This window comes from Actinomadura rugatobispora (assembly GCF_055379765.1).
The window spans coordinates 2,378,690-2,403,965 of the sequence record NZ_AP029191.1 but is presented as its reverse complement, the minus strand read 5'-3'; the positions used below and the strand labels follow the sequence as shown (position 1 = coordinate 2,403,965).

The window sequence follows — 25,276 nt, the reverse complement described above, 5'->3', positions numbered from 1 at the left end:
AGTCACGCCGCCGCGGGGCTCGGCTGGAAGGGACCGATCAGCCGTTCGGTCACCTCCCACAGCCGCGCGGCGGCGTCCCGGTCGCGGGCGGGGGGCGACGGCGCGGACAGGGCCGCCCGGTCGTAGTAGCCGCCGTTGCCCTCCACCGGCTCGACGGCGAGCCTGATCACGGCCGGTGCGGCACGGTCCGTGCTGATCGCCGTCGCCTGCGTCGCCAGCACCAGCAGCCGGGGGAACTCGCGGCCCAGGTCGCTGCGGACCACGCCCGGGTGCAGCGCGTTCACGATCAGCTCGTCGCCGTGGCGGCGGGCCAGTTCCAGCGTGAACAGCATGTTGGCCAGCTTGGTCCGGCTGTAGACGAGCGCGGGCTCGTACCCGGACTCGGCCTGCAGGTCGGCGAAGTCCAGCGTCGGGTTCCGGTGCCCGCGCAGGCTGGTGTGGTGCCCGGCGCTGTTGACGTTGACCACCCGCGGCCGGTCGCGTCCCGCCGGGTCGCCGGGCACCGACCCCTTCCGCAGCAGCGGCAGCAGCGCCCCGGTGACGGCGAACGGCGCCAGGTGGTGGACGGCGAAGTTCAGTTCGTGGCCGTCCTCGTTCACCCGCCGCCGGGGCAGCATCACCCCGGCGTTGTTGATCAGGGCGTCGATCCGGCCGGTGAGGCCGGGCACCGCGCCGGTGAACGCGCGCCGTCCGGCCACCGTGGACACGTCGCCGACCAGGACCTCCGGGTCGGGGCCCGGCCGCCGGCGCAGCTTGTCGCGCAGCGTCGCGGCCCGCTCGGCGTCCCGGCCCACGGCGATCACCCGGTGCCCGCGCTCGGCGAGCTTCAGCGCGACGGAACGGCCGACGCCGCTGGTGGCGCCGACCACGACCACCGTGCGCGGGGCGGCCGGGTCCGGCCCGCGGGCCGCGCCGGTGCGCCTCACCGGGCACCGTCCCCGGCCGGGGCGCCCCCCGGCGCTCCGGCGCCGGCCTCGGCGGCCGCGCGCAGCCCCAGCGCGCCCGCCAGGACCCGGTCGCGGACCCGTACCGGCAGCCGGGAGATCGTCAGCAGCAGCCGGGCGTCCCGCCCGGCGTTGTAGACGGCCTTGGGACGGCGCGCCTCGACCGCCTTCACCAGGGTCTTCACGACGCCGCCGGGCTCGGCGCCCGCCGTCCGCGCGGTCGCCCGCTCGACGGCGTCCAGACCGGGCCGGTAGAGGTCGACCACGCGCGGGTCGATCTGGGCGAGCGACTTGCGCGCCGCCGTCTCCGCCTTCCCGAAGATGGCGGTCCGCACGGCTCCGGGCCGGACGATGCTGACCGGGATCCTGAACGGTGCCAGCTCGACCCGGGCCGCGGCCGAGAACGACTCCAGCGCCGCCTTGCTCGCCGAGATCGGGCCGTTGTAGGGCATCGCGAGGCGGGCGGTGGGCGCGCTGACGTTGACCACGCGGCCGCGGCCCTCGCGCAGCAGCGGCAGGAACGCCCGCGTCACGGCCATCGGGCCGTAGACGTTGATCTCGAACTGGCGGCGCAGTTCGTCGGCCGGGACCAGTTCCACCGGGCCCTGCACGATGATCCCGGCGTTGTTGACCACCGCGTGCAGGCCGTTCCCGGCGCGGTCTTCGCGGACGCGGGCGGCCGCCGCCTCGACGGCCGCCGGGTCGGTCAGGTCGAACCGCAGCGGCCGGACGCCGGGCAGGCGGGCCAGATCGGCGGGCAGCTCGCCGCGCGCCGCCGCGTACACCGTGTACCCGCGCGCCGCCAGCGCGGTGGTCAGCGCGTGGCCGATCCCGCCGGTGACCCCCGTCACCAGCACGGCCTTTCCTTCGGTCATGATTCGATCTCCCTTACCTGGGGACATGTACCTAGGGACATAAGTCTGCATGGTCCGGCGGACATGTCAAGATGGGGCCCACATTTCGGGGCGGTTGACGGAGGAGCACATGTCGCTGCGGTACGGCCTGCTCGGCCTGCTGGCCGAGGGGCCCGCCAGTGGTTACGACCTGAACAGGCGATTCCAGGAGACGCTGGGCGCGGCCTGGCCCGCCCAGCACCCCAAGATCTACGCCGAACTCGGTCGGCTGGAGTCCGACGGGCTGATCGAGGTGGACAGCCACGGCCCGCGGCGGCGCAAGGCGTACCGCATCACCGAGTCCGGCCGGACCGAGGTGCGCCGCTGGCTCGTCAAGGGCGCGGACGAGGGCGCCGACCACACGCTCCGGTTCGAGCCACTGCTGCGCACCTTCTTCCTCTGGCTGATGGAGAAGGACGACGCGATCCGCTACCTGGAGGGGGAGGCCGAGTACTACAGCGAGTGGGCCGACCTCTTCCGCGGCATGGCCGAGGCCAAGGACAGGGGCGACTACGGCACCGCCCCGTCCGTGCAGTCGTTCCGCATCACGATCGAGGCGGCGATCCGCATGTACCAGGGGCTGGCCGACTGGGCCCGCTGGGCGGCCGAGTTCACCGAGGAGGGACGGCTGCACCAGCAGGACCCAGAGGGCGACGAAGCGGGGCAGGAGCCGCAGGACGGGCAGGGCGGCTGACCGTCCCTGGCCTTAGCGCGAAAGGCGCGGCCTCGGGCCTGTGTAGCGCAGGACGTAGATTCCCCGGTTCTTGTCGCTGATGTAGATGAACCCGCGCCGGTCCACCACCACGTCCTCGGTCTGCGTCACCAGCTTGTCCTCGGGCAAAGGCATGTAGCGCTTCTTGGGGTCGGCGGGCAGGAAGTGCCCGATCTCCTGCGGGAGCCTCCTGTTGGAGACGTCGTAGATGCGCAGCCCCGCGTTGAAGTGCGCCATATAGAAGATGCCCTCCTGACGCTCCACCGCGGGGTGGTACTGATGGTGGTTCATGTTGTGAGGGCCGCCCCAGCCCCCGCGCGTGTAGAAGTCCTCGTAGGGCGCGTCGGGGTGCGGCACGGGCTCAGGGAGCAGTGACAGCAGAAACGGCTTGCTCGGGTTGGAGATGTCCACGATCGAGGCGTGGTGGGCCGCGCCCTTGCCGTAGGAGACGTCCTCCGAGTTCACGAAGGCGATGCCCTGCTCGGGCAGGGGCAGCACGCCGTGCACGCCGAAGAGCGAATGGAACGGCGGGCTGAACGGCAGCGTGCTGACCGGCTTGGGATCCGACACGTCCGAGATGTCGAGGACGACCATGCCCGCCCCGCCGTAGGGCAGGTAGGCGAGGTTCCCCGACACGTACGCCGGGCCGTGCAGGGAGACGGTATTGCCCGCGCCGCAGCAGAACCCGTGGAAGTGCCCGGAGCTCGTGCCGCCGTGCGCGGGCGTCTCGCCCTCCTTCTGTCCGGGCACCCACCACCGCCCGGCCTCCTTGGGACGGCTCCGGTCTGAGATGTCGAGGATGACGTAGATGTTGCCGCGGTAGCCGGGCATCCCCGCGGCGAGGTGGACGTAGCGCCCGCCCGAGTAGTGGTTGCGGTGGGTGCCCGTGCCCTTGGTCCTCCAATGGCTGAGGCGGCGCGGGTTGACCGGGTCCTTGATGTCCCAGATGACCACGCCCTCCTCGAACGGGTCGTCCGGGGTCGGGTCCAGGTGCACGGGGAACGGCTTCTCCAGCGCCGTCACCATCGTGTCGCCGGACAGGTCCATCTGGAGCGTCATCGTGTGCACCGGCCCCGGGATGTGGTTCACCAACTCGGGCTCGCGCGGGTCGGTCACGTCGACGACGCTCCAGCCGCCGAGGTAGTCCGGGGCGATGTTGAAGTGCGCCACGTATAGGTACCAGCGTCCGTTCACCTCCCGGACCGCCATCTTGAAGCCGGGGTGCTCGCGCAGGTCGCTGTAGCCGACGACCTCCACGTTGTGCGCGTACGACCCGTCGGGGAGCTTCGTCCCCACGGGCCGCCCGGCCTGCCGCGCGGGCGGGGCCGCGGCCTGCGCCGTCCCCTGCTGGGACGCCGCCGCCGCGAGCCCGCCCAGCGTCGCCGCCGACGCCTGGAGCGCCCGCCGCCGGGAGATCCGGTTCTGGTCCGCCACGTCTTCCTCCTGACATCAAGACCTCTATATGTCCTTAGGAACATATGATGCTGGACATGAACCTTGGTAGATGTCAAGGCTGCCAGGTGGCGGGCGCGGGGTCAGAGCCCTGCCAGCGCGCCGCCGTCCACCAGCACCGAGACCCCGGTCTGGAAGCTCATGTCGGGCGAGGCCAGGGCGAGCGCGGCGGTGGCCATCTCGTCGGGCGTCGCCATCCGCTTGAGGCCGTCCACGTTGGCCTGGGCCCAGCGCGCCTTCTCCCGGCGCCACTCCTCGTCCGACATGGGCGGGTAGAAGGCGCGCTGCGCGTCGATCATCGCGGTGTCGGTGGTGCCGGGCGCCAGCGACACCACCCGGATCTTCGGGCCGAGCTCCAGCGCCGCCGCCCGCACGATCCCGCTCACCCCGCCCTTGCTCGCCGAGTACGAGCTGAGCCCCGGACGGCTGGCGAACTCGTTGGACGAGCCGGTGACCAGGATCACCCCGCCCTTCTCCTCCATGTGCGGGACCTGGTGCTTGATCGACAGGAAGACCCCGCGGGTGTTGGTCTCCAGCGTCGCGTCGAACTCCTCGACGGTCTGGTCCCTGAGGGGCTTGAACGTCTGGATCCCGGCGTTGTTGAGCGCCACGTCGAGACCGCCGTACCTGCGCGCGACCCGGTCGACGAACGACTTGACCTCGTCCGGCCGCCGCACGTCGGCCCGGATGTAGGTGGCCTCGCCGCCCTGCCGCCGGATCTCCGCCTGCACCTCCCGCCCGAGGTTCTCCCGGCGGCCGCAGAAGCCGACCTTGGCGCCCTCCCGCGCGAACGCGATCGCGGCGGCCCGGCCGATGCCGGAGGTCGCGCCGGTGATCACCACCACCTTGCCCTCGTAGCGGCGCTGTGCCCGTCCCGCCTGCGGCGCCGGCGCGGTACGGGCCGCGGCGGGCCCCGCGGCCATGCCCAGCCCGGCCGCCCCGGCGGCCAGCGCCCCGCCCGTCAGCATCGCCCGCCGGCCGAGCGCGCCCCGTTCGTCACCCATGATCGTCTCCTTCAAATGCGAGTGATCGCTCGTATTGATCCGAAGAATACGAGCGATCACTCGTATAGGCAAGGCGGGCTGGAGTTCGCGGCGCCCGGGGCTGCCGTCTGAGGCCCCCTGCCGGTTGAGGGCAGCCCGCCGTCGCGGTCGTCGGGCCCGGGGGCAAGGCCGTGCCGCCGCGGACCGTTGCCGTCAAATATTCTCGCCCCGTGTCCAAAGGTGATCGACTCCGGTAATGAATCCGCGTTTTTAGCGGTGCCTTTTTGTGGCGGCCGGGTGCCATTTCAGAAGTCGCCGTCATGGGCCGGGAGGGGCGGGCGTCCGGCCCCCCGGGGGGAGTAAGGGTTTCCTGGCTTCCGGGATAGATCCGGCTGGGAGCGCGGTGCGTCCAAGCGACCAGTCCCCGCAATGCCGTCCCGCACTACGGAAACGGCCGGATCCGGCCGTGGCATGACCATCGTCCGCCGCCGTGCCCGCGGTGGCGGACGCGAGCCCTTCCGCCTCTCCCCGGAGGCCGGCCGGGAACGCGGTCCGAAATGGGAATGAACATTCTTGTTCTTTCCGTCATCTCAATGGATATCCAATTGCCAGGGGGCACCACGATGGCGTCAGGTCATGTCCACTCCCGCCTGCCGACCAGGAGACCCACCCGCGCGCGGGGGCCCGGAACCGACGCGACCGCCTTCACGCCGATCGTCGGCCGCGACGCCGAGCTGGGCCTCCTGCGCGAGCAGCTCGCCGATCCCTCCGTCCGGCTGCTGACCATGACCGGGCCCGCCGGGGTGGGCAAGACCCGGCTCGCGCTGGCCCTGGCCGACGACCTGGGCGGCCCGCCCGAACTCCACGACCTGGCCGGATACGACCGGGCCGCCGACGTCCTCGACGCGCTGGCGGCACGGCCCGGCGAACGCGACCGGCTGATCGTCCTGGACCAGGGGGAGCACTTCACCGAGGCGCTGGCGGCCGGGCTCCCGAGGCTGCTGGCCGACCGGCCCGAGACCCGGGTGCTGCTGGTGAGCCGCGAGCCGCTGCACCTGTACGGGGAGCGGGTGCTGCGCGTCCCGCCCCTGGCCCGCGTCGCCGCGCTGGAGCTGTTCCGGCAGCGCGCCGTCGCGGTCCGCCCCGGCTTCTCGCTGGACGGCGGCGTCCGCGCCCAGGTGACCGGGCTGTGCGAGCTGCTGGACGACCTGCCGCTGGCGATCGAGTTCGCCGCGGCACGGTTGAAGCTGTTCCGCCCGGCCGAGCTGCTGGACCGGCTGCGCGCCGGGCAGGACGTCCTGTACGGCGGCCCCACCCTGTCGCACCACGCGAGCATGCGCGCGGCGATCGGCTGGAGCTACGACCGGCTCACTGGGCAGGAGCAGGCGGTCTTCCGCGCGCTGGCGGTCCGCGAGGGAGCGTTCTCGCCGATGGACGACACCGATCTGGCGCCCGAGCTCATCGAGACGCTGGTGGACAAGAACCTGCTGGTCCCGCTGCCGTCGCGGGGCGGCGAGCCGCGGTTCCGGGTGCTGAACGTCGTCCGGTCGTTCACCCGCGACCTCGGCCGGTCACCGCACGTCCCGGCGCCGCGCGCGGCGGCCGGGGCGGAGCCCGCGCGCTCCCGGACGCAGCCGCTGACCCCGCGCGAGCAGGAGGTGGCGATGCTGGTCGCGCAGGGGCTGACCAACCGCCAGATCGCCGGGCGGCTGGGCATCGCCGAGTGGACGGCCGTCAACCACGTGCGGAACGTCATGCGCAAGCTCGACTGCACCTCGCGCGTCAACGTGGCGAGCTGGGTCCTGCGGGACGGCGCGGTCGCCGGCGCCGTCGACTGAACGCTCCACACGAGAGCGGGCGGCCGGAGGGATTCTCCGGCCGCCCGATTCCGGGTGGAGGTCAGGAGGCGATGGACTCCAGTGCCTCGGTGTCCAGGGAGTCGAGGTCGTAGCCCATCTCCTCGGCCAGTTCGAGGGCCTTCTCGATGAGCGTTTCGACGATCTGGGCCTCGGGGACGGTCTTGATGACCTGCCCCTTCACGAAGATCTGGCCCTTGCCGTTGCCGGAGGCGACGCCGAGGTCGGCCTCGCGCGCCTCGCCGGGGCCGTTCACCACGCAGCCCATCACGGCCACGCGCAGCGGCAGGTCGAGGCCGTCCAGCCCGGCCTGCACCTCGTTGGCCAGCCGGTAGACGTCGACCTGGGCGCGTCCGCAGGACGGGCACGAGACGATCTCCAGGCCGCGCTGCCGCAGCCCCAGCGACTCCAGGATCTGGGTGCCGACCTTGACCTCCTCCACCGGAGGAGCCGACAGCGACACCCGGATGGTGTCCCCGATCCCCTGCGACAGCAGCGCACCGAACGCCACCGCCGACTTGATCGTCCCCTGGAACGCCGGACCCGCCTCCGTCACCCCCAAGTGCAGCGGATAATCGCACGCCGCCGCCAGCTGCCGGTACGCCTCGATCATCACCACCGGATCGTTGTGCTTCACCGAGATCTTGATGTCCCGGAACCCGTGCTCCTCGAACAGCGAGCACTCCCACAACGCCGACTCCACCAACGCCTCCGGAGTCGCCCGCCCGTGCTTCTCCAACAGCCGCTTGTCCAGCGACCCCGCGTTGACCCCGATCCGGATCGGCACCCCCGCCTCCGAGGCCGCCCGCGCGATCTCCCCCACCCGGTCGTCGAACTTCTTGATGTTCCCCGGATTCACCCGCACCGCCGCACACCCGGCATCGATCGCCGCGAACACGTACTTCGGCTGGAAATGAATATCGGCGATCACCGGAATCGGCGACTTGCGCGCGATCACCGGCAACGCCTCCGCGTCATCCTGCGACGGCACCGCCACCCGCACGATCTGGCACCCCGACGCCGTCAACTCCGCGATCTGCTGCAACGTCGCGTTCACATCCGCCGTCAGCGTCGTCGTCATCGACTGCACCGACACCGGCGCGTCCCCGCCCACCGGCACATCCCCCACCATGATCCGCCGGGACGCACGGCGCGCGGCCACGGGCGGCGGCGGTTCCCCGGGGCGGCCGATCGGCGGTATTCCGAGTGCGACGGTCATGTTCGTCCTCCAGACGTGGTGAGAGCGGTGAGCGGGGCGGCGGACTCGACGGCGGCGGCGATGCGCGGGCCGGTCAGGCCGCAGTCCTCCAGGATGCGCGGGCGCTTGCCGTGCCCGATGAACCGTTGCGGGACGGCCAGCGCGGTGACCGGGACGCGCACCCCGGCCTCGCGCAGCAGCGCGGCCACCGCGTCGCCCACGCCGCCCGCCTCGCCGTTGTCCTCGACGACCGTGACCGTCGCGTGCGCGGCGGCGAGTTCGGCGAGGGCGGGGTCCAGCGGTGCGACCCAGCGCGGATCCACCACCGTGGACGCGACGCCGCGCGCCTCCAGCAGTTCCGCCGCCTCCATGCACGGCCCGGCCATCGCCCCGGCGGCGACGATCAGCGCGGCGTCGCCGCCGGGCGCGGTGCTCTCGCGGAGGACGTCGACCGCGCCGTGGGAACGGACGGCCGCCACGTCCGCCGCGACGGCGCCCTTGGGGAAGCGGACCGCGGTCGGCCCGTCGTCGACGTCCACGGCCTCGGCCAGCAGCTCGCGCAGCCGGCGGCCGTCGCGCGGCGCCGCGACCCGCAGCCCCGGCACCACCCGCAGGATCGACAGGTCCCACATGCCGTTGTGGCTGGGCCCGTCGTCGCCGGTGATCCCGGCGCGGTCCAGGACGAACGTCACCGGCAGCCGGTGCAGCGCCACGTCCATCATGAGCTGGTCGAACGCCCGGTTCAGGAACGTCGCGTACACCGCCACGACCGGGTGCAGCCCGCCCAGCGCCAGCCCGGCCGCGGACGCGGCGGCGTGCTGCTCGGCGATGCCCACGTCGAGCGTGCGGTCCGGGTGCGCGGCGGCGAACGCGGACAGGCCGGTCGGCTCCAGCATCGCCGCCGTGATCGCGACGAGGTCCGAGCGCTCGCCGCCGAGCCTGGCCAGCTCCGCTCCGAAAACGTCCGTCCAGGTCTCCTGGGCGGGGCCGGTGCCCGAGGCCATCGGGCGCACGGCGTGGAAGCGGTCCAGGTCGTCGTTCTCCGCCAGGACGTAGCCCGCGCCCTTCACGGTCACCGCGTGGACGACGACCGGGCCGCCCATCGCCCGCGCCTCCCGCAGCGCCTGCTCCAGGGCGGGGATGTCGTGCCCGTCCACCGGGCCGATGTAAGCGAGGCCCAGTTCCTCGAAGATGGACGCGCCGGCACTCCCGGCGCGCAGTTCGGCGAGGTGGCGGGCGAGGCCGCCGACCGTGGGCGCGTACGAGCGGCCGTTGTCGTTCAGGACGACGACCACGTCCGCGTCCGGGTCTCCGCCGATGTTGTTGAGCGCCTCCCAGGCCACGCCGCCGGTGAGGGCGCCGTCCCCGACCACCGCGACCACGGCGCCGCCGTCGCGGTCCCCGGCGATCCGCCGGGCGCGGGCGAGCCCGTCGGCGATGGACAGGGCGGTGGAGGCGTGCGAGTTCTCGATCAGGTCGTGCTCGGACTCCTCCCGGGACGGGTAGCCGGAGAGCCCGCCGGGCTGCCGCAGCCCGCCGAACCCGCCGGCCCGCCCCGTGACGATCTTGTGGACGTACGCCTGGTGGCCGGTGTCCCACAGGATCCGGTCCCGGGGCGACGCGAACACCCGGTGCAGCGCCAGCGTCAGCTCCACCACCCCGAGGTTCGGGCCCAGATGCCCGCCGGTCCGGGACACCCGGTCGACGAGGAAGCGGCGGATCCCCGCGGCCAGCGACCGCAGCTCGTCGGGCGGCAGGCCGCGCAGATCCTCCGGGCCGGTGATCGTCTCGGGTGTCATGTGAGGGCCCTCCCGTCGTCTCCGCTCGTCCCGCCGAGGCCGCCCGGCAGGGCGAACACGACGTCCTCGGTGGCGGTCCGCTCGATCTCCAGCCCCGTGTAGCCGAGCCCCGCCAGCCGGTCCACCAGTTCGTCCACGAGGATCTCCGGGGTGCTCGCCCCGGCGCTGACGCCGACCGCCTCGACGCCGTCCAGCCACGCCCCGTCCAGGTCGGCGGCCGACGGGACCAGGTGGCCCGGCGTCCCGGCGGCGCGCGCCACCTCGACCATGCGCAGCGAGTTGCTGGAGTTGGGGGAGCCGACCACCAGCACCAGGCCGGTGCGGGCGGCCAGCGCCTTCACCGCCGTCTGCCGGTTCTGGCTGGCGTAGCAGATGTCGTCGGAGCCGGGGCCGCGCAGCCGCGCGAACCGCTCCCGCAGGGTGCCGACGATCTCCGCGGTGTCGTCGATCGACAGCGTGGTCTGGGTGAGGTAGGCGACGTCGGCGTCCGCGTCCAGGTCGAGGGCGCGGGCGTCCTCCGGGGACTCGACGACGATCGTGCGGTCCGGCGCCTCGCCCTGGGTGCCCTCGACCTCCTCGTGCCCGGAGTGGCCGATCAGCAGGATGGTGCGGCCGTCGCGGTCGAACCGGCGCGCCTCCTGGTGCACCTTCGACACCAGCGGGCAGGTCGCGTCCAGCACCCGCAGCCCGCGCCGCGCCGCGTTGTCCCGCACGGCGGGGGAGACCCCGTGCGCGGAGAACACGCAGACCGCGCCCTCGGGCACCAGGTCCTCGGTGTCGGTGAAGACCGCGCCGCGGCGCTCCAGCTCGCCGATGACATGCCGGTTGTGGACGATCTCCTTGCGCACGTACACCGGCGGGCCGTGGATCTCCAGGGCGCGCTCCACCATCCGGATCGCGCGCCGCACGCCCGCGCAGAACCCGCGCGGCTCGGCCAGGACGACCCTCTTCACGGCGCGCTCCGCAGGCGGGCGGCGGCGCCGTCCCAGGTGATGAGGACCCGCTCGGGCGCCTGCGCCGCGGTGTCGCTGTTCCACGGGACCTCCGCCTCGGGCACGGCGAGCGCCAGCCCCGGCAGCCGGTGCAGCAGCGCGTCGAACGCCAGCTCCAGCTCCATCCGCGCGACCGGCGCGCCCACGCAGAACGCGGGCCCGGCGCCGAACGTCAGGTGCTGGTTCGCCGTGCCGCGGCCGATGTCGAACCGCTCCGCGTCCGGGAAGTGCGCCTCGTCGCGGTTCCCCGAATGGCGGGCGACGAAGACGGTCGAGCCCGCCGGGATCAGCACTCCGCCGACCTCCACGTCCTCGACCGCGTACCGGGCGATGCCGTAGCCGGCGCCCGGCGGGGTGAAGCGCAGCAGCTCCTCCGACACCCGGCGCAGCCTCGCCTCGTCGCGGTGCGCCCGCGCGGCGGCCAGCTCGGCCGGGTGCCGGAACAGCGTGAGCAGCCCCTTGCCGATCTGCGCCGCCGTCGTCTTGTACCCGGCGACCAGCAGCGTCATGACGGTCACGAACAGCTCGTCGTCGTCGAGCCGGCCGTCGTCCTCGTCCCGGACCGCGACCAGCGCGCTCAGCATGTCGTCGGCGGGGGTCCCGGCGCTTGGCGTCCGCCAGGGCCTTGGCGTAGTCGATCAGCGCGGCCGCGGCCTCCATCCGCCGCTCGGAGGTGAACGCGGCGTTCAGCATGTCGTCGATCCAGCCGCGGAAGCGCACCTGGTCGGCCACGGGCACGCCGAGCATGTCGCACAGCACGGTGATCGGCAGCGGGTAGGCCAGCGCCTCCATCAGGTCGGCGTCCGGCCCCCGGTCGATCATCGCGCCGACCAGCCGGTCCACGATCGCCTGGATGCCGGGCCGCATCCGCTCCACCCGGCGCGCGGTGAACGCCCGCGCGACCAGCCGCCGCCAGCGGGTGTGGTCCGGCGGGTCGGCGAACGGGTTGCCGTGGTTGCCGAACCCGATCGCGGTGTTCATCCGGGCCGCGTCCGGGCGGGCGGTGTCGCGGCTGAACCGCCAGTCCGACAGCACCGCCTTGGTGTCGGCGTACCGGGTGACCAGCCAGGCCAGGTCGCCGCTGGGCAGCCGGACCCGGGCCACCGGCTCGCGCTCCCGCAGCTCCGCGAATTCCGCCGGCATCGTCATCGGATCGGTCTTGGCGAAGGGGAAATCATGCGCCACCGGGCAGGCGCTCGGCTTGGCGGCCATACGGCGTTCCTCCTCGTGGATGGGAATGAGAACGCATCGTAGGAAGGAGCGGCCGCGAGGGGGATGGCAGGCAATGGTCGGCATGTTCCTGTCGGCTGGATCCTGCTGGCTGAACCTTGCTAGCTGGGGGTTGCCAGTGCGTCCGACCAGCACTTCCGCCTACTTTCGGAGCGACCCAGAGTGGACTGGGGCCCCGCGCGACCAGTTTCCGATCGTCGAAAGGGGTGGTTCCGCGTGCAGTCACACGCCGGAAAGACCGCCGATCCGTCGTCCGTGCCGGACGGGGCGCGCGCAGTTCCCGGAGAAGGCGTGCTCCCGCAGGAATACCTGACGCTGCTGAATTCGGAATTCGAGTTGTGCTGGGCGGGCGGGGACCGGCTGCTTGACGCCATCTGCCGGTACGCGATGGCGCCGGGCGGCAAGCTGCTGCGGCCGATCCTGCTGCTGGAGTCGGCGGTGGCGGCCGGGGGCCGGGCCGCCGACGTGCTGCCGGCCGCGGTCGGCACCGAGTGCGGGCACGTGGCCAGCCTCGTCCACGACGACATCATCGACGGCGACGACACCCGGCGCGGCCGTCCCGCCGTGCACCGCGAGCACGGCCGCGACAACGCGATCATCGCGGGCGACGCGCTGATCTTCTTCCTGTTCCGCTGCCTGTCCGACTGCCGCGCCACCGGGGTCGGCGACGACCGGATCGTGTCCGCGCTGCGGGTGGTGGCGCAGGCCGGCTACGACATGTGCCACGGCCAGTCGCTGGAGGCCGAGGTGTGCGGCGACCTGAGCTGCGACACCGAGACCTACCTGGAGATGATCCGGCTCAAGACCGCCGCGTTCTTCCGGGCCGCGTGCCAGAGCGGCGCGATCCTGGGCGGCGGGTCGGCCGAGGCGGTGCGGGTGCTCGGGGCCTACGGCGACCACCTCGGCGCCGCGTTCCAGATCCACGACGACCTGCTCGCCTACGACAGCACGCCCGAGGCGACCGGCAAGTCCGCGGTCAGCGACATCCGCAACCGGCGGCTGACGCTGCCGGTGATCCTGGCCTACGAGACCGGCTCGGACGCCGACCGCCGCACGCTGGAGGACGTCCTGCGCGGCGTCCAGGACGACACGCTCGGCGAGGACGCCGCGTTCGCCGCCGTGCACGGCGTGCTGGAGCGGACCGGGGCGCTGGAGTCCTCGCGGGGACGCGCCCGGTGGCACTCGGCGCGCGCCCGCGAGCAGCTGGCGGTGCTGCCGCCCAGCCCGAGCGCGGACCGGCTCGCGCACGTCGCCCGGCTCGCGGTGACCAGGGACCGGTGACCCGATGATCAGGGCGCATCTGGAGACCTGGCGGCCGTACACCCTGTTCTACCCGGGTCTGGTCGGCCTGGCCGGGGCGGTGCTGGCCGCGCCGCACGCCTCCGGCTGGCGGCTGGCGGGCGCGTGGGCGGTGCCGACGCTGGGCTGGCTGGCGGGGCTGTACGGCGGCGACTACTTCGACCGCCGGCTGGACGCGGCGGCCAAGCCGCACCGCCCGATCCCGTCGGGCCGGATGCGCCCCGGCACCGCGCTGGCCTGCATGATCGCGTGCGTGGCGGCGGGCGCGGCACTCGGCCTGCTGCTGAACTGGCGCACCGTGCTGCTGGCGGGCGGCGCGCTGGCGGCGGGCATCGCCTACAGCACCGTGTTCAAGGCGCGCGGCGTCCAGGGCAACCTGGTCCGCGGCGGGATCACCGCGCTGGCCCTGGGGTTCGGAGCGCTCGCCGCGACGGCCGAGCCGGGGGCGGCGGTGCTGTGGGCGGCGGTCCTGTTCCTGCTGCACGACGCGGGCTCCAACCTCGTCGGGACGCTGCGGGACGTGGACGGCGACCGCGAGGGCGGGTACGAGACGCTCCCGGTGCGGCGCGGCACGGGCTTCGCGCTCGGGGTCTGCGCGGCGCTGTACGCGGCGTGGCTGGCGCTGGCGGTGTCGGCGCCGCTGGTGCTGCCGTCGGCACCGGGCGCCGCGGCGTTCGCCGCGCTGCTCACGGCGGCGGCGTGCGGCGGGCTGGCCGCGCTGGTGCTGCTGGCGCGCTCGCCCCGTCCGATCCCGCGGCGGGCCGCGCTGCGCGCCCACGAGATCCTCGTGCTGGAGCGGATCGTGCTGGCCGGGGCGTTCGTCGCGCTGGGCGGCGGGCCGCGGCTGGCGCTGCCGGTCACGGCGGCGGCGCTCGCGGTGACGTGGGCGGCGCAGCGGCGGATGCGGCTGCGGTACGAGTTCGCCGCGTCCGCGGCGGAGGCGGAGACCGCGCGGGACGGCGACGCCCCGGCGGTCGGCGCGGACGCCGTGGTCGACTACGTGCGCCGGCAGCTGGCCGCGCTCCCGGACACCCTCAGCTCGCTGCGGCGCTGGGACCGGCGGATCGTCATCGAGATCACCGACCTGGACCTGAGGGTGGAGCTGGCCGTCGCGGGGGGCCGCATCCGCCTGGTCGAGCCCGGCGACTCCGGGGCGGCCGACGGTGCCGCGACCGTGTCGATCTCGACCGCGAGCCACGTCTTCCGCGACATCTTCCTGCTGGCCCGTACCAGCCCGAGGCACGCCTACATCGCGGGCGCCATCGACATGAACGCCTCGCCCCGCGACATGATCCGCCTCAACCAGGTCTTCAACGAGTTCCGCCGCAACGCGAAGGCCGACGCCCCGGTCGCGCGGTTCTCCGTCACCGAGCGTTCCCAGCCCGTCCAGGAGGACGAGGAGAGCCTGCCGCCGCGGGTCGTCATCAGCGACACCACCCTGCGCGACGGCGAGCAGATGCCCGGCATCGCGTTCGGCGTCGCGGAGAAGGTGGAGCTCGCCCGCCGCCTGGACGCGCTGGGCGTGCCGCTGATCGAGGTCGGCTACCCGTCGGTGTCGCCGGAGGAGGCCGAGGCGGTGCGCGCCGTCGCCGGACTCGGGCTGGACGCGACGATCCAGGTCATCGCGCGCCCGGTGCGGGCCGACATCGACGCCGCCGTGCGGTCCGGCGCCGACAGCATCGCGCTGTTCGCCGGGACCTCCGACGCCCACGTGCGGGCCAAGCTGCGCACCACCCCCGAGCGGCTGCTCGCCCGGGTGCGCGGCGCGGTCGTGCACGCCAAGGAGTCGGGACGGCAGGTGGTGTTCGCCGCCGAGGACGCCACCCGCACCGACCCCGGCTACCTGGTGGAGATCTTCACCGCGGCGGCCGACGCGGGCGCGGACGCGGTCGGCGTCGCCGACACCGCCGGGGTGGCCACGCCGTGGCGGATCGCGCGGCTGGTCCGCGAGGTGGCCGCGCGCACGTCGCTGCCGATCGCGATGCACTGCCACAACGATCTGGGCCTGGCGACCGCGAACTCGCTGGCCGGGCTGCTGGCGGGCGCGTCCGCCGTGCAGTGCTCGGTGCTGGGCATCGGGGAGCGGGCCGGGAACGCGCCGCTGGAGGAGGTCGTGCTGGCGCTGGAGACCGCCTACGGGCATCCGACCGGGCTCGACCTGACCGCGCTGACCCCGCTGGCGCACCATGTGGCCGCGCTGGTGGGGGAGCGGGTGCCGCCGACCCGTCCGGTGGTGGGCGGGCACGCCTTCACCCACGAAAGCGGCCTGCACGTCGACGGGCTCGTGCGAGACTCGAGCAGTTACGAGCCCTACCCGCCCGAGCTCACCGGCCGCCGCCGCCGCTTCGTCTTCGGCAAGCACTCGGGCCGTACGGCGCTGCGCCAGGTCCTGTCCGACCACGGGCTCAGCCCCAGCGAGGACGAGCTGGCCGCGCTGCTGGCCCATGTCAAGCGTTCACCGGGGGCCGACGACCGGTCCGTCCTGGAGGCCGCCCGCACGCTCGCCGAGAGCGCCGCCGGCGGGGAGGGCACCGCACTGAGGAGTGAAAGGTGACGATCCAGACAATGCCCCAGATTACGCACCCTACCACCATCGAGGTGCGCGGGCTGGCCAAGCGCTACGGCCGCCGCCGGATCTTCGAGAACGTCGGATTCACCGTCCCGCGCGGCGCCCTCGTCGGCATCGAGGGCGAGAACGGGGCCGGCAAGTCCACCCTGCTCAAGTGCCTGGTCGGGCTGCTGAAGCCGGACGCCGGGACGGTCGCGCTGCACGGCCGGATGGGCTACTGCCCGCAGGAGCCGCTGCTGGCCGACAGCCTCACCGCGCGCGAGCACTTCACGATGTTCGGCGCCGGCTACGGCCTGAGCGCCCGCGAGACGGCCTGGCGCTCGGAGCGGCTCATGGAGACCTTCCGCTGCGAGAAGTACGCGCGCACCCGGGTCGACCGGATGTCCGGCGGCAGCCGGCAGAAGATCAACCTGATCGTCGCGCTGCTGCACCAGCCCGACGTGCTCGTCCTGGACGAGCCGTACCAGGGCTTCGACTACGAGACGTACCAGATCTTCTGGGCCTACGCCGAGCGGTACTGCCAGGAGGGCGGCTCGGTCGTGGTGGTCAGCCACATGCACACCGAGAAGCACCGCTTCACGACCATGCTCCAGCTCGCCGAGGGCACCCTCGCCGAAGGGAGGGCGTCGTGACGGTCACCTCCGCCGCCGAGCCGGCCCCGGCCGCGCAGCGCATGAACGGCACGCTCACCGTGACCCGGATGTTCGTGGTCGAGCTGGCCCGCCGCTGGCCCTCGGTGCTGTTCATGATCTTCATGCCCGCGTCGTACTTCCTGGTCAGCTATCTGACCACGGCCGGCGACGCCCGGGTGCCCGACCAGGTCTGGACCGGCGACGGCCACCAGACCGTCAACGTCCTGGACCGCGACCTGCGCGCCATCTACCTGGCCGTGCTCGGCACCAGCGTGACCAGCTCGTTCGCCGCGCTCACCACCGTGCGCTCCAGCATGGGCGTGATGCGGCGGCTGCGGCTGGCCGGCTACCGCGCGGGGCAGCTGCTGTCGGCCCGGCTGCTGGTGCTGCTGCTCATCACCGCGCTGTCCACCGCCGTGTTCATGGCGATCTTCGTGCCGCTGGTGAACCTCCAGTCGGTGCTGATCGTGACCGGCGCGTTCCTGCTGGTCGGGCTGATCGGGGTGGCCATCGGCACGCTGGTCGGGCTGGTCGTGCCCCGCGAGTTCGAAGCGTTCATGCTGGTCGTCGCCATCGCCGGGGTGCAGATGGCGCTCGGCCGCGGCGACTCCTCCGCCGAGGAGTACATGCCCTACACGCCCGCGATCGACGCGATGAAGGCGGGCGCGTTCACCCGGACGGGCGATCTGGCGCTCCAGTTCGGACAGGGCCTGGTGTACGTGGCCGTCGTCTTCGGCCTCGTCTTCGCCGTCTGGAACCTGCGCACCCGCGTCTGGAAGAGAGGGGAACGCCCATGAACGCCGCCACCGCGGCAGCCACGGGTACGACCGGAACGTCCTGGCTGGAGAACTACATGGACCGGGCGTCGGCCGGCGCGCTGGCCGCGCCGCCGTCCGCCTGGTGGATCGTCACCCGGGCCTGCAACCTGAAGTGCTACTACTGCTTCGCCGACGCCCGCAAGCGCGATCCCGACGAACTGGACACCGCGCAGGCCAAGGCGGTGCTGGACGACTTCGCCGACAGCGGCACGATGTTCGTCACCTTCCTCGGCGGCGAGCCGCTCACCCGCAGGGACATCTACGAGCTCGTCGACCACTCCACCGACCTCGGCATCTACACCGCGCTCCTCACCAACGGCCTCAACGTCCGGAACAACAAGATCGACCGCCTGGTCGAGGGCGGGCTGGAGATGATCGGCGTCTCCATCGACAGTAAGGACGACGCCGTGCACGACGCGGTGCGCGGCGTCCCCGGCTCGCTGGCCGGCGCCAAGGGCACCATCCGGCACGCGATCCGGCGCGGGCTGCGCACCAGCGTGCGGATCGTGGTCACCGAGGACAGCTACCCGGCCATCCCCGACCTGTTCCGCTGGGCGATCGACGAGGGCGTCGAGGAGCTGATCCTGCTGCCGATCTTCATGGTCGGGCGGGCCGCGGGCGGCGCCGAGGACCGCCGCGCCGACATCGCCGGCAAGGAGCTGTTCCTGTCGACGCTGCGGCGGCTGCACGACATCGGCGCGCCGCTCGGCATCAGCGTCCCGCTCCAGGAGAAGCTGGCCTGCCCGCAGGGCATCGAGCTGAACGCGCCCGACGACGAGCTGCACCACGCCGGGCACGCGGTCGGGTTCGAGAAGTCGGTCGGCTGCAAGGTCGGGCGGTTCATGGTGAGCGTCCAGCCGAACGGGACGGTGTACCCGTGCCCGTTCGTGCACACCGAGATCGGTGACCTGCGGGAGCAGAGCATCACCGACATCTGGCAGGCGCCGCTGATGCGCCGGGCGCGCGGCGAGGACCTGGGCTGCCTGGCCCGCTCGGTGATCCACACCGGCCGCGCCGACGCCCTCGACCCGACCTACCACGGCGACCCGGAGGAGCTGCTCGCCGCGCTGCCCGAGCCGGAGGGCCGCCGCCGCAAGCTCGTCACCGTCCCGGGCACGATCCCCGGCACCGCCCCGGCCGCGGCCGCGCCGCGCGTCGTCGAAGGACTCTCGCTCGCCACCCACCGGACCCGGAGCGCGTCATGACCGTTTCCCCCACCTCCCCCGAGTCGATGACGGCGGCCGACGTGGTCGCCGAGCTGCGCGAGATCGTCGCCGCCGGGCGCGGCAACGACACCCTCGCCCGGCGCCTGGAGGGCGGGTCGCTGATCGTCCTGTTCGAGTTCCCCGAGCCGTACACGATGCGGGTGAGCGGCGACGACCGGCGCGTGGACGAGGGCGGGGTGCCCTACGAGGACGCCGACGTCGTCATCCGCGCCGAGCCGCTCACCCTGCACCGGCTGACCAGCGGCGAGCTGGGCGGCCGGGAGGCGATCGTGGGCGGGCTGCTGGACATCCGCAAGGCGCCCGAGCTGAACAAGCTGCTGCTCATGCGGGGGATGTTCAACGTCCACAAGAAGGCCCGCGCCCGGGGAGAGGCGCCGTGACCGCCGAGATCACCGGGACGGCCCCGGCCCCCGCGCGGGTCCGGGACGCGCTGGCGGCGGCGCTGGACGGGGTGTTCGCGCTCCAGCGCCCGGACGGCTCCTGGCAGGGCGTGCTGCCCTCGTCGGCGGTGTCCACCGGCTCGGCCGTCATCGCGCTGCACGCCGCCGGGGAGTCGCCCGACCTGGTGACGGCGGGGGCGCGCTGGCTGCGGTCGGCGCAGGAGCCCGACGGCGGCTGGGGCGACGCTCCGGGCGGGCCGTCCACGCTCAACGCGACCGCGATCGCCGTGGCCGCGCTGCGCGTCGTCGAGGGGCGCCGCGCGGACGACGCCGTGGCGCGGGGCCTGCTGCGCATCGATGCGTTCGGCGGCATGGACGCCGTCGGCGACCGCGAACGCTGCACGCTCAAGGCGGTCTGCCAGCAGTACCTGGCCGAGGCGGGCCTGTACCCGGAGGAGCGGCTGGGGCGGATGCCGTACGAGCTGCTGCTCGCCCCGGCCTGGCTGCGCAACAAGCTGTCGTTCACCGTCCCCGGCCTGGCCGCCTGGGGCGTCATGCAGGGCCGCACCCGGGAGTTCGGCTCGGTGCGGCGGCTGGTCAACCGGTTCGCCGAGCCGCGCGCGCTGGCCTACCTCGACGACATCCGGCGGTACGAGGGCCCGTCGGGCGGCGTCGAGGAGTCGCCGCTGATGGCGTCGATCGTCGCGTTCGGCTACCACCGCGCGGGGCTGCGGCCGGTGCCGTACCTGGACTACCTGCGCGGCACCGTCCGCCCGGACGGCTCGTGGCCGATCGACCGCGACATCGAGTTCTCCGTCAGCGTCTACCTCGTCCAGGCGATGTTCGACGCGGGCCTCGACGGCGACGAGCGGCTGCGGCGGATCGAGCCGTGGATCAGGGCCGCGCAGCGGTCCTCCGCGTTCGCCCCGACCGGCTGCCCGCCCGGCGGCTGGGGCTGGTCCATGCCGTCGGGCTGGCCGGACACCGACGACACCTCGGGCGCGGTCGCTTCGCTCGCCGGGCTGGGGGCGGGCAAGGGCGACCCGTCGCTGCGCCGCGGCGTCGCCTGGCTGCTGCGCATGCAGAACCGCGACGGCTCCTGGGGGTGCTTCACACGGAACGCGCGCGTGTCCATGGACGCCCCCTGCGCCGTGATGACCGCGCACGCGGTGCTCGCGCTGTGGCGGGCCGGGGCGGGGGACGGCACGTCCGGGGCGACCGCCAGGGCGGTGCGGTGGTTCGCGCGTGCGCAGCGCGGCGACGGCTCGTTCGCCACGCCGTGGTTCCGCGACTACACCACTGGGACGGCCCGCGTACTGGAGGCGCTGTCACGGCTCGGGCTGTCCCGTACGCCCACGGGGGTGCGTGCACGGAACTGGCTGCTCGCCCACCAGCACCCCGACGGCGGCTGGGGTGACGGGCGCGGCGGGGCCGCCACCGTGGAGGAGACCGCGTGGGCCCTCATCGGCCTGATCGGGGCCGGTGACGCCGACGACCCCGCCACCGCGCGCGGCATCGCCTGGCTGCTGCGGCACCAGCGGGACGACGGCCTGTGGGAGCCCGCCATGGTCGGCGTCTATTTCCTTGACCTGACCTACTGGTGCGACCACTTCGCCAACGCCTACGCCCTCCAGGCCCTGGCCCTCTACGCCTCTGCCCTGGACGGGGGCGACGGTGGCTGACCACGACGCGATCATCTGCGGAGCGGGTGTCGCGGGCCTCGCCCTGGCCCGGACCCTGCTCCGCCAGGGGCGGCGCGTGGTCGTCCTGGACAAGCAGCCGGGCGCGCGTGACGTCCACAAGGGGGAGCTGATCCAGCCGCGGTCGTTGCAGATCCTCGAATCGCTGGACGTGCTGGACGGCCTGCGCCGCCAGGGGGCGATCGCCGCGCACAGGCTGTGCTGCCGCACGGCCGACGACGACGAGATCGCCTCCCTCGACTACCGGCCGCTTCCAGGGAACTTCAACCACTGCCTGGTGCACTACTACGCCTCTATACAGCGAGCACTTTCGATTGATGTCCCCGTCTCGTACGGCACGCGCGTAGAAGAGCTGGTGTTCGACCCCGCCGGCCGGGTCGCCGGTGTGCGCCTGGCCAGCGGCGAGGAACTGCGGGCTCCGCTCGTCGCCGCGTGCGACGGGCACTCCTCGCGGCTGCGCGCCCAGGCCGGGATCGACGCGTCCCGCCACACCTACGGCCACCAGCTCGTCGGCTACGACTTCGCCGCACCCGGGCTCGGCACCGACATCGTCGCCCACCTCACCGACGCCGGGCTGCGGCTGCTGTTCGCGATGCCCGGCGGCCGGGCCAGGCTCTACGCCCAGATCGACCCTGAGGAGCGCCGCGCGATCGGCGGCCGGGACGGGCTCACCGCCTGGACCCGCCGTATGGCCGACGCCGTTCCCGCGCTCGCACCCCTGGCCGACCCCCTGATCGACAGCGCCGCCGACGCCCGCGTGATGGCGGCCTGGCGGTTCAACGCGCCGCACTGGACCCGTCCCGGGCTGGCGCTGCTCGGCGACGCCGCGCACTGCGTCCACCCGATGGCGGGCCAGGGCATGAACGCGGCGATCGCGGACGCCTGGGCCCTCGGCGAGCACCTCGCCTCCTTGGACGCCCTCACCCCCGGGACCGTCGATCCCGCCCTCGCCCGCTACGACGCCACCCGGCGCCCCCGCGTCGACTACGTCGCGCGGCTCTCCCACAACCTGGCCGGCCTGTTCACCGACACCTCCTGGAAGGGACGCGTCGTCGCCCGCCGCATGCTCCGCCGCAACCGGCACAACCACAGGCTGCAGCACATCATCACCTACAACATGTCCGGCCTGGGCGTGCGCCGCTTCACCACGCGCGACCGCTTCATCCAGCTCGGGCTGATCAGGGACAGGCGCTCCCACGTCCTCCCGGAGGTGTCCGTTGACTTCTGAACGACGCTCCGTCCCGCCCGGCGCGCTGCACCCCCTGGTCCTGGTCGGGCTGGCGTGCGGGCCGTTCATCTCGATGATCGACTCCAACGCCGTCAACGTCGCCATCCCCGGCATCGTCCGCGAGATGGACAGCACGGTCTCCACCGTCGGCTGGATCGTCGGCGCGTACCTGCTCGGCATCGGCGCGTTCCTGCCCGCCACCGCCTGGCTGGCCGACCGCTTCGGCAACCGCCGCGTCTACATGGTCGCGCTGGCCGCCTTCGGCGCGGCCTCGGCCGCGTGCGCGTTCGCGCCGACCATCGAGGCGCTGATCGCGCTGCGCGCGGCGCAGGGCGTGGCGAGCGCGCCGATGATCCCGCTCGCGCTGGCGCTGCTGTTCGCAGGCGGCTCGGCCGGCGGGTCCGGCGGCTCGGGCGGCGGCGAGCGGGCCCGGCCGCCCATGGCCGCGGGCCTGTGCTTCTTCCTGGCCCCCGCCCTCGGCCCCAGCGCCGGCGGGATCCTGGTCGAGGCCGCGAGCTGGCGGTGGATCTTCCTGGTGAACGTGCCGCTGGTGATCGCCGGCCTGCTCTCCTGCCTGAAACTGCCGCGCGACCGGCCCGTCCCCCGGGCGGACCGCCGCCCCCTCGACACGGTCGGCATGCTGCTGCTGGCCGCCGGCGCCACCGGGGTCGTGCTCAGCTCCTCGATCATCCCGACCGACGCCCGGCTCGGCTGGGCCGTCGCCCTGGTCGGCGTCGACCTGCTGGCCGCCTACATCTGGTGGCAGCTGCCGCTGCGCCGCCCCGCGCTGTCGCTGGGCCTGGTCAAGAGCCTGGCCGGCGCGATCCCGGTGGCGGTGTCCGTGGTCGCCTCGCTGGTGCTGTTCGCCGTGCTGTTCCTCATCCCGATCTTCATGATGGAGGTGCAGGGCCGTTCCGCCATCGCCACCGGCCTGGTGCTGCTGCCCCAGGGCATCGTGATGGGGCTGTGCACCGGGCTGGGCGAGAAGCTCGTCGGCTCCCTCGGGTTCCGCGCCACGGTCGGCGGCGGCATGCTCGTCCTGGCCGCCACCTCCGCGCTGCTGCTCCTGGTCACCCCCGGCACCCCGGCGTGGACGATCGCGCTGCTGCTGGCCGGGCGCGGGATCGCGCTCGGCCTGACGCTGCAGCCGATCATCATGGGGACGCTCGGGCGGCTGCCCCGGACCGAGGTCGCCGACGTCAGCACGCTGTTCAACGTCGTCCAGCGTCTCGGCGGGTCCCTGGGTGTGGCCGGATTCGCCGCGTTCTACCAGTTCCGGTCGTCGTCCGAGGGGGCGGCCACGGCCGTGCCGTTCCACGAAACGGTGTGGCTGATGACGGGCCTGGCCCTGGTCGGGGCCCTGCTGGCGATGTTCCTCCCCGGACGCACCGCCCCCCGAGAGCACACCGCCCACACCCACACGCACCAGGACCCGTGCGAGACGGTGCCCGACAAGATCGTGGCGGCCGCACCGCCACCGGTGCCGGCGGCCCCGCCCTCGGAGCCGCCCTCCTCTGAGCCGCCCTCCACGGCGCCGGCGCCGCTACCGCCGCTGCACAGCTGCCCGAACTGCCACCACCCGATCTCGATCACCACGCTCGTCCTGCCGTCCCCGATGGACGTCACCACCATCACCACCGGGCCCCACCGCATACCGGTGAGCACGGGCCCGCCCAGCCGGTGAACCGGTCGCGCGGCGCGTACCCGGCCCCCTACCGGAGAGGGTGCGGGCGGCGGCCGGGCAGCGCCCCGGGCATCGCCGGAAGGCGTCCTGCGTGTCGGCGCGCCCGTTCGGTCCGCCTGGGCCGAGACGCGGTTGATTTGGGTTCGACTCCTGCCGGGCGGTCCTCTCCGGCCACCGGCCGGGGCGCACGGCCCTGCGGGCTCCCGGTACGTGGCGACGCGTCCGGGAACGCCCCCGCCGTGCCCCTGCGGCCGGAGAGGCCCGCTTGCCCGGCGAACCGGAGGTAGGCGCGATGGCACAGGTGACGGTCATGGAGCGGGAGCGCGTCAGCACCACGGTCACCTGGGCGGTCGGCGACCCGATCACGTTCACGACCGCCGCCGCCTCCGCCCGCGACATGCTGTACGCGGCCGTGCAGGAGGCGATGTGGGACGCCGTGGCGGGCGCCGCGCTGGACGACCTGGTCGCCGACCGGGAACGGCTGTCGTCCGGGCTGCTGCCCGCCGTGGCAGGGCACCCTGCGGGCCGCCGCGGAACCGGGCACGCAGATCGTCCTCGACCCGCGTCCCCGTACGCCATGATCGGAGGCCGGCGAACAGGAGGAGGACGGGCATGGCCGACATGTCGTGGCTCGTGGGTGAATACTCCGAACGGAAGGCGGCGGCCGAGGCGCACGTGACCGAGTGGGTCCCCTACTCGGACGCGGCCTTCGAGACCGAGCCCCTCTACGGACTCCGCAACCGCTTCCGGGCAGGGATGCCGGTCGACGACGCCGCCGAGGCCCACTACATGTACGGCCTGGACGGGGAAGGCCGCGCCTGGGCGGAACGGCAGGCGGTGGAGTTCGAGGGCCAGTTCTACGAATCCTTCCGCGTCCTGGACGACGGAGGCCGCGTCCTGGAACTGGCCCTCTACGACTACACGCCGCAGAAGAACCCGATCCGCCACCAGACCTTCTCCTACGAGAACGGCGTGCTGGCCGAGACCGCGTACCAGGCGAAGGGCGGATACGGCCGGACGCGCTACGTCCACGAGGACGGGCGGCTGGTCCGCATCGAGGACGAGCACGGCGAAAGCCCGGAGCGGCTGCGGCCCTTCGCGCGGGTCCTCGTCCACTACGACGAGCACGGTGAGATCGCCAGGCTGACCCAGGACGCCATGACCATCTACCGGGCCTGGCCTCCGGACCTCACACCGGACGACGCCGAGCGGGCCTTCCTCGATCTCTTCGCCGAGGCGCTGCCCGCCGCCGTGGCCGCCGCGTCGCCGCCGGTCCGGCCCGCCTGCCTCTGGCTGCAGTACATGCCCGGCCAGTTCAGCGTGCTCCCGCCCCTCGCGCTCTTCCCGGAGGAGGACGGCGACGCCGGGATCGCGGAGATGCTGACCGACTTGACCGCCCACGAGATCGACCTGGACGAGGACCGCCACCCCAGGCTGCACGAACTCGCCGGGCTGCTCGACCAGACCCCGCTCGACGACGACCGCGTGGGCGCCCTGATGAGCCGGGCGGCCCGGCGCCTCAACGCCCTCGACTGGACCCGTCACCTCCCGGTGCCCGGCGACTTCTTCGTCTTCGCCGCCGACATCGAGCAGATGTGTCTGGAGGATGCTCTCCGCGAGGCCGCCGGAGCGGAAAGGGCACGGCGCCTCCTCGCCCTCATCGAGAGGTGAGGCGGGCCGC

At 73.5% G+C, this 25,276-nt stretch carries 23 protein-coding genes; 15 read left to right on the top strand and 8 right to left on the bottom strand.

Annotated elements, in window-relative coordinates:
- Positions 1-2: 2 nt before the first annotated feature.
- Together ACZ466_RS10155 and ACZ466_RS10150 are read right to left on the bottom strand one after the other, a co-directional pair.
- Positions 3-926: an SDR family NAD(P)-dependent oxidoreductase gene (locus ACZ466_RS10155; RefSeq protein WP_378286976.1), complete on the bottom strand. Its 924-nt coding sequence runs from the start codon at positions 924-926 to the stop codon at positions 3-5.
- Entirely contained in the window at positions 923-1,819 is an 897-nt protein-coding gene (locus ACZ466_RS10150; protein WP_378286977.1) for an SDR family NAD(P)-dependent oxidoreductase, read from the bottom strand. The genes ACZ466_RS10155 and ACZ466_RS10150 overlap by 4 nt, the downstream gene beginning before the upstream one ends.
- Positions 1,820-1,928: 109 nt before the next feature.
- Between ACZ466_RS10150 and ACZ466_RS10145 the strand changes: the two genes are divergently transcribed.
- Positions 1,929-2,531 carry a PadR family transcriptional regulator gene (locus ACZ466_RS10145; RefSeq protein WP_378286978.1) on the top strand — a complete coding sequence of 201 codons (603 nt, stop codon included), beginning with the start codon at positions 1,929-1,931 and terminating at the stop codon, positions 2,529-2,531.
- Between the two features lie 12 nt (positions 2,532-2,543).
- Here the strand turns inward: ACZ466_RS10145 and ACZ466_RS10140 are convergent, their stop codons facing one another.
- The gene (locus ACZ466_RS10140; protein ID WP_464043274.1) at positions 2,544-3,719 is read right to left on the bottom strand and encodes an LVIVD repeat-containing protein; all 1,176 of its coding nucleotides are present in this window, start codon (positions 3,717-3,719) and stop codon (positions 2,544-2,546) included.
- Between the two features lie 88 nt (positions 3,720-3,807).
- On the opposite strand from ACZ466_RS10140, the gene ACZ466_RS10135 reads away from it, so the two are divergent.
- Positions 3,808-3,996 (top strand): hypothetical protein, encoded by a 189-nt coding sequence (locus tag ACZ466_RS10135; RefSeq protein ID WP_464043272.1) that lies wholly within the window; start codon positions 3,808-3,810, stop codon positions 3,994-3,996.
- A gap of 88 nt (positions 3,997-4,084) precedes the next feature.
- Here ACZ466_RS10135 and ACZ466_RS10130 read toward each other — a convergent pair whose 3' ends face one another.
- Positions 4,085-5,005, bottom strand: coding sequence for an SDR family NAD(P)-dependent oxidoreductase (locus ACZ466_RS10130; protein ID WP_378286980.1), 921 nt, complete (start codon positions 5,003-5,005; stop codon positions 4,085-4,087).
- Positions 5,006-5,607: 602 nt separating this feature from the next.
- On the opposite strand from ACZ466_RS10130, the gene ACZ466_RS10125 reads away from it, so the two are divergent.
- Positions 5,608-6,822 carry a LuxR C-terminal-related transcriptional regulator gene (locus tag ACZ466_RS10125; protein ID WP_378286981.1) on the top strand — a complete coding sequence of 405 codons (1,215 nt, stop codon included), beginning with the start codon at positions 5,608-5,610 and terminating at the stop codon, positions 6,820-6,822.
- A 61-nt stretch (positions 6,823-6,883) separates the two neighbouring features.
- Here the strand turns inward: ACZ466_RS10125 and ispG are convergent, their stop codons facing one another.
- The 4 genes from ispG to ACZ466_RS10105 are packed head-to-tail and all read right to left on the bottom strand — an operon-like array spanning position 6,884 to position 11,413.
- Positions 6,884-8,059 carry a flavodoxin-dependent (E)-4-hydroxy-3-methylbut-2-enyl-diphosphate synthase gene (ispG, locus tag ACZ466_RS10120; protein ID WP_464043269.1) on the bottom strand — a complete coding sequence of 392 codons (1,176 nt, stop codon included), beginning with the start codon at positions 8,057-8,059 and terminating at the stop codon, positions 6,884-6,886.
- A complete protein-coding gene (locus ACZ466_RS10115; RefSeq protein WP_378290148.1) occupies positions 8,056-9,837 on the bottom strand; it encodes a 1-deoxy-D-xylulose-5-phosphate synthase in 1,782 nt (593 codons plus the stop codon). The genes ispG and ACZ466_RS10115 overlap by 4 nt, the downstream gene beginning before the upstream one ends.
- Positions 9,834-10,790 carry a 4-hydroxy-3-methylbut-2-enyl diphosphate reductase gene (locus ACZ466_RS10110; protein WP_378290146.1) on the bottom strand — a complete coding sequence of 319 codons (957 nt, stop codon included), beginning with the start codon at positions 10,788-10,790 and terminating at the stop codon, positions 9,834-9,836. Before ACZ466_RS10110 ends, ACZ466_RS10115 begins: the two co-directional genes overlap by 4 nt.
- Positions 10,787-11,413, bottom strand: coding sequence for a cytochrome P450 (locus ACZ466_RS10105; RefSeq protein ID WP_464043266.1), 627 nt, complete (start codon positions 11,411-11,413; stop codon positions 10,787-10,789). Before ACZ466_RS10105 ends, ACZ466_RS10110 begins: the two co-directional genes overlap by 4 nt.
- Here ACZ466_RS10105 and ACZ466_RS10100 point away from each other — a divergent pair.
- From ACZ466_RS10100 to ACZ466_RS10045, 12 genes are all read left to right on the top strand, one after another.
- On the top strand, positions 11,412-12,083 hold the full coding sequence (locus tag ACZ466_RS10100) for a hypothetical protein (RefSeq protein ID WP_464043264.1): 672 nt from the start codon (positions 11,412-11,414) through the stop codon (positions 12,081-12,083). The genes ACZ466_RS10105 and ACZ466_RS10100 overlap by 2 nt on opposite strands.
- Positions 12,084-12,350: 267 nt before the next feature.
- Positions 12,351-13,340: a polyprenyl synthetase family protein gene (locus ACZ466_RS10095; protein WP_378290142.1), complete on the top strand. Its 990-nt coding sequence runs from the start codon at positions 12,351-12,353 to the stop codon at positions 13,338-13,340.
- A gap of 4 nt (positions 13,341-13,344) precedes the next feature.
- Positions 13,345-15,912, top strand: a complete 2,568-nt coding sequence (locus ACZ466_RS10090) for a UbiA family prenyltransferase (protein WP_378290140.1) — start codon at positions 13,345-13,347, stop codon at positions 15,910-15,912.
- Positions 15,913-15,923: 11 nt separating this feature from the next.
- Entirely contained in the window at positions 15,924-16,559 is a 636-nt protein-coding gene (locus tag ACZ466_RS10085; protein WP_378290137.1) for an ABC transporter ATP-binding protein, read from the top strand.
- A complete protein-coding gene (locus ACZ466_RS10080; protein WP_378290135.1) occupies positions 16,556-17,356 on the top strand; it encodes an ABC transporter permease in 801 nt (266 codons plus the stop codon). Before ACZ466_RS10085 ends, ACZ466_RS10080 begins: the two co-directional genes overlap by 4 nt.
- Positions 17,353-18,582, top strand: coding sequence for a radical SAM protein (locus ACZ466_RS10075; protein WP_378290133.1), 1,230 nt, complete (start codon positions 17,353-17,355; stop codon positions 18,580-18,582). Before ACZ466_RS10080 ends, ACZ466_RS10075 begins: the two co-directional genes overlap by 4 nt.
- Positions 18,579-18,983, top strand: a complete 405-nt coding sequence (locus tag ACZ466_RS10070; protein WP_378290131.1) for a hypothetical protein — start codon at positions 18,579-18,581, stop codon at positions 18,981-18,983. Before ACZ466_RS10075 ends, ACZ466_RS10070 begins: the two co-directional genes overlap by 4 nt.
- The gene (locus ACZ466_RS10065; protein WP_378290129.1) at positions 18,980-20,665 is read left to right on the top strand and encodes a prenyltransferase/squalene oxidase repeat-containing protein; all 1,686 of its coding nucleotides are present in this window, start codon (positions 18,980-18,982) and stop codon (positions 20,663-20,665) included. The genes ACZ466_RS10070 and ACZ466_RS10065 overlap by 4 nt, the downstream gene beginning before the upstream one ends.
- Positions 20,658-21,911, top strand: a complete 1,254-nt coding sequence (locus ACZ466_RS10060) for an FAD-dependent oxidoreductase (protein WP_378290127.1) — start codon at positions 20,658-20,660, stop codon at positions 21,909-21,911. Before ACZ466_RS10065 ends, ACZ466_RS10060 begins: the two co-directional genes overlap by 8 nt.
- Positions 21,901-23,595, top strand: a complete 1,695-nt coding sequence (locus ACZ466_RS10055) for an MFS transporter (RefSeq protein ID WP_378290125.1) — start codon at positions 21,901-21,903, stop codon at positions 23,593-23,595. The genes ACZ466_RS10060 and ACZ466_RS10055 overlap by 11 nt, the downstream gene beginning before the upstream one ends.
- Before the next feature lie 292 nt (positions 23,596-23,887).
- Positions 23,888-24,274 (top strand): SPFH domain-containing protein, encoded by a 387-nt coding sequence (locus ACZ466_RS10050; protein ID WP_378290123.1) that lies wholly within the window; start codon positions 23,888-23,890, stop codon positions 24,272-24,274.
- Complete coding sequence (locus tag ACZ466_RS10045; protein ID WP_378290121.1) at positions 24,208-25,266, top strand: hypothetical protein; 1,059 nt, start codon at positions 24,208-24,210, stop codon at positions 25,264-25,266. Before ACZ466_RS10050 ends, ACZ466_RS10045 begins: the two co-directional genes overlap by 67 nt.
- Positions 25,267-25,276: the final 10 nt, after the last annotated feature.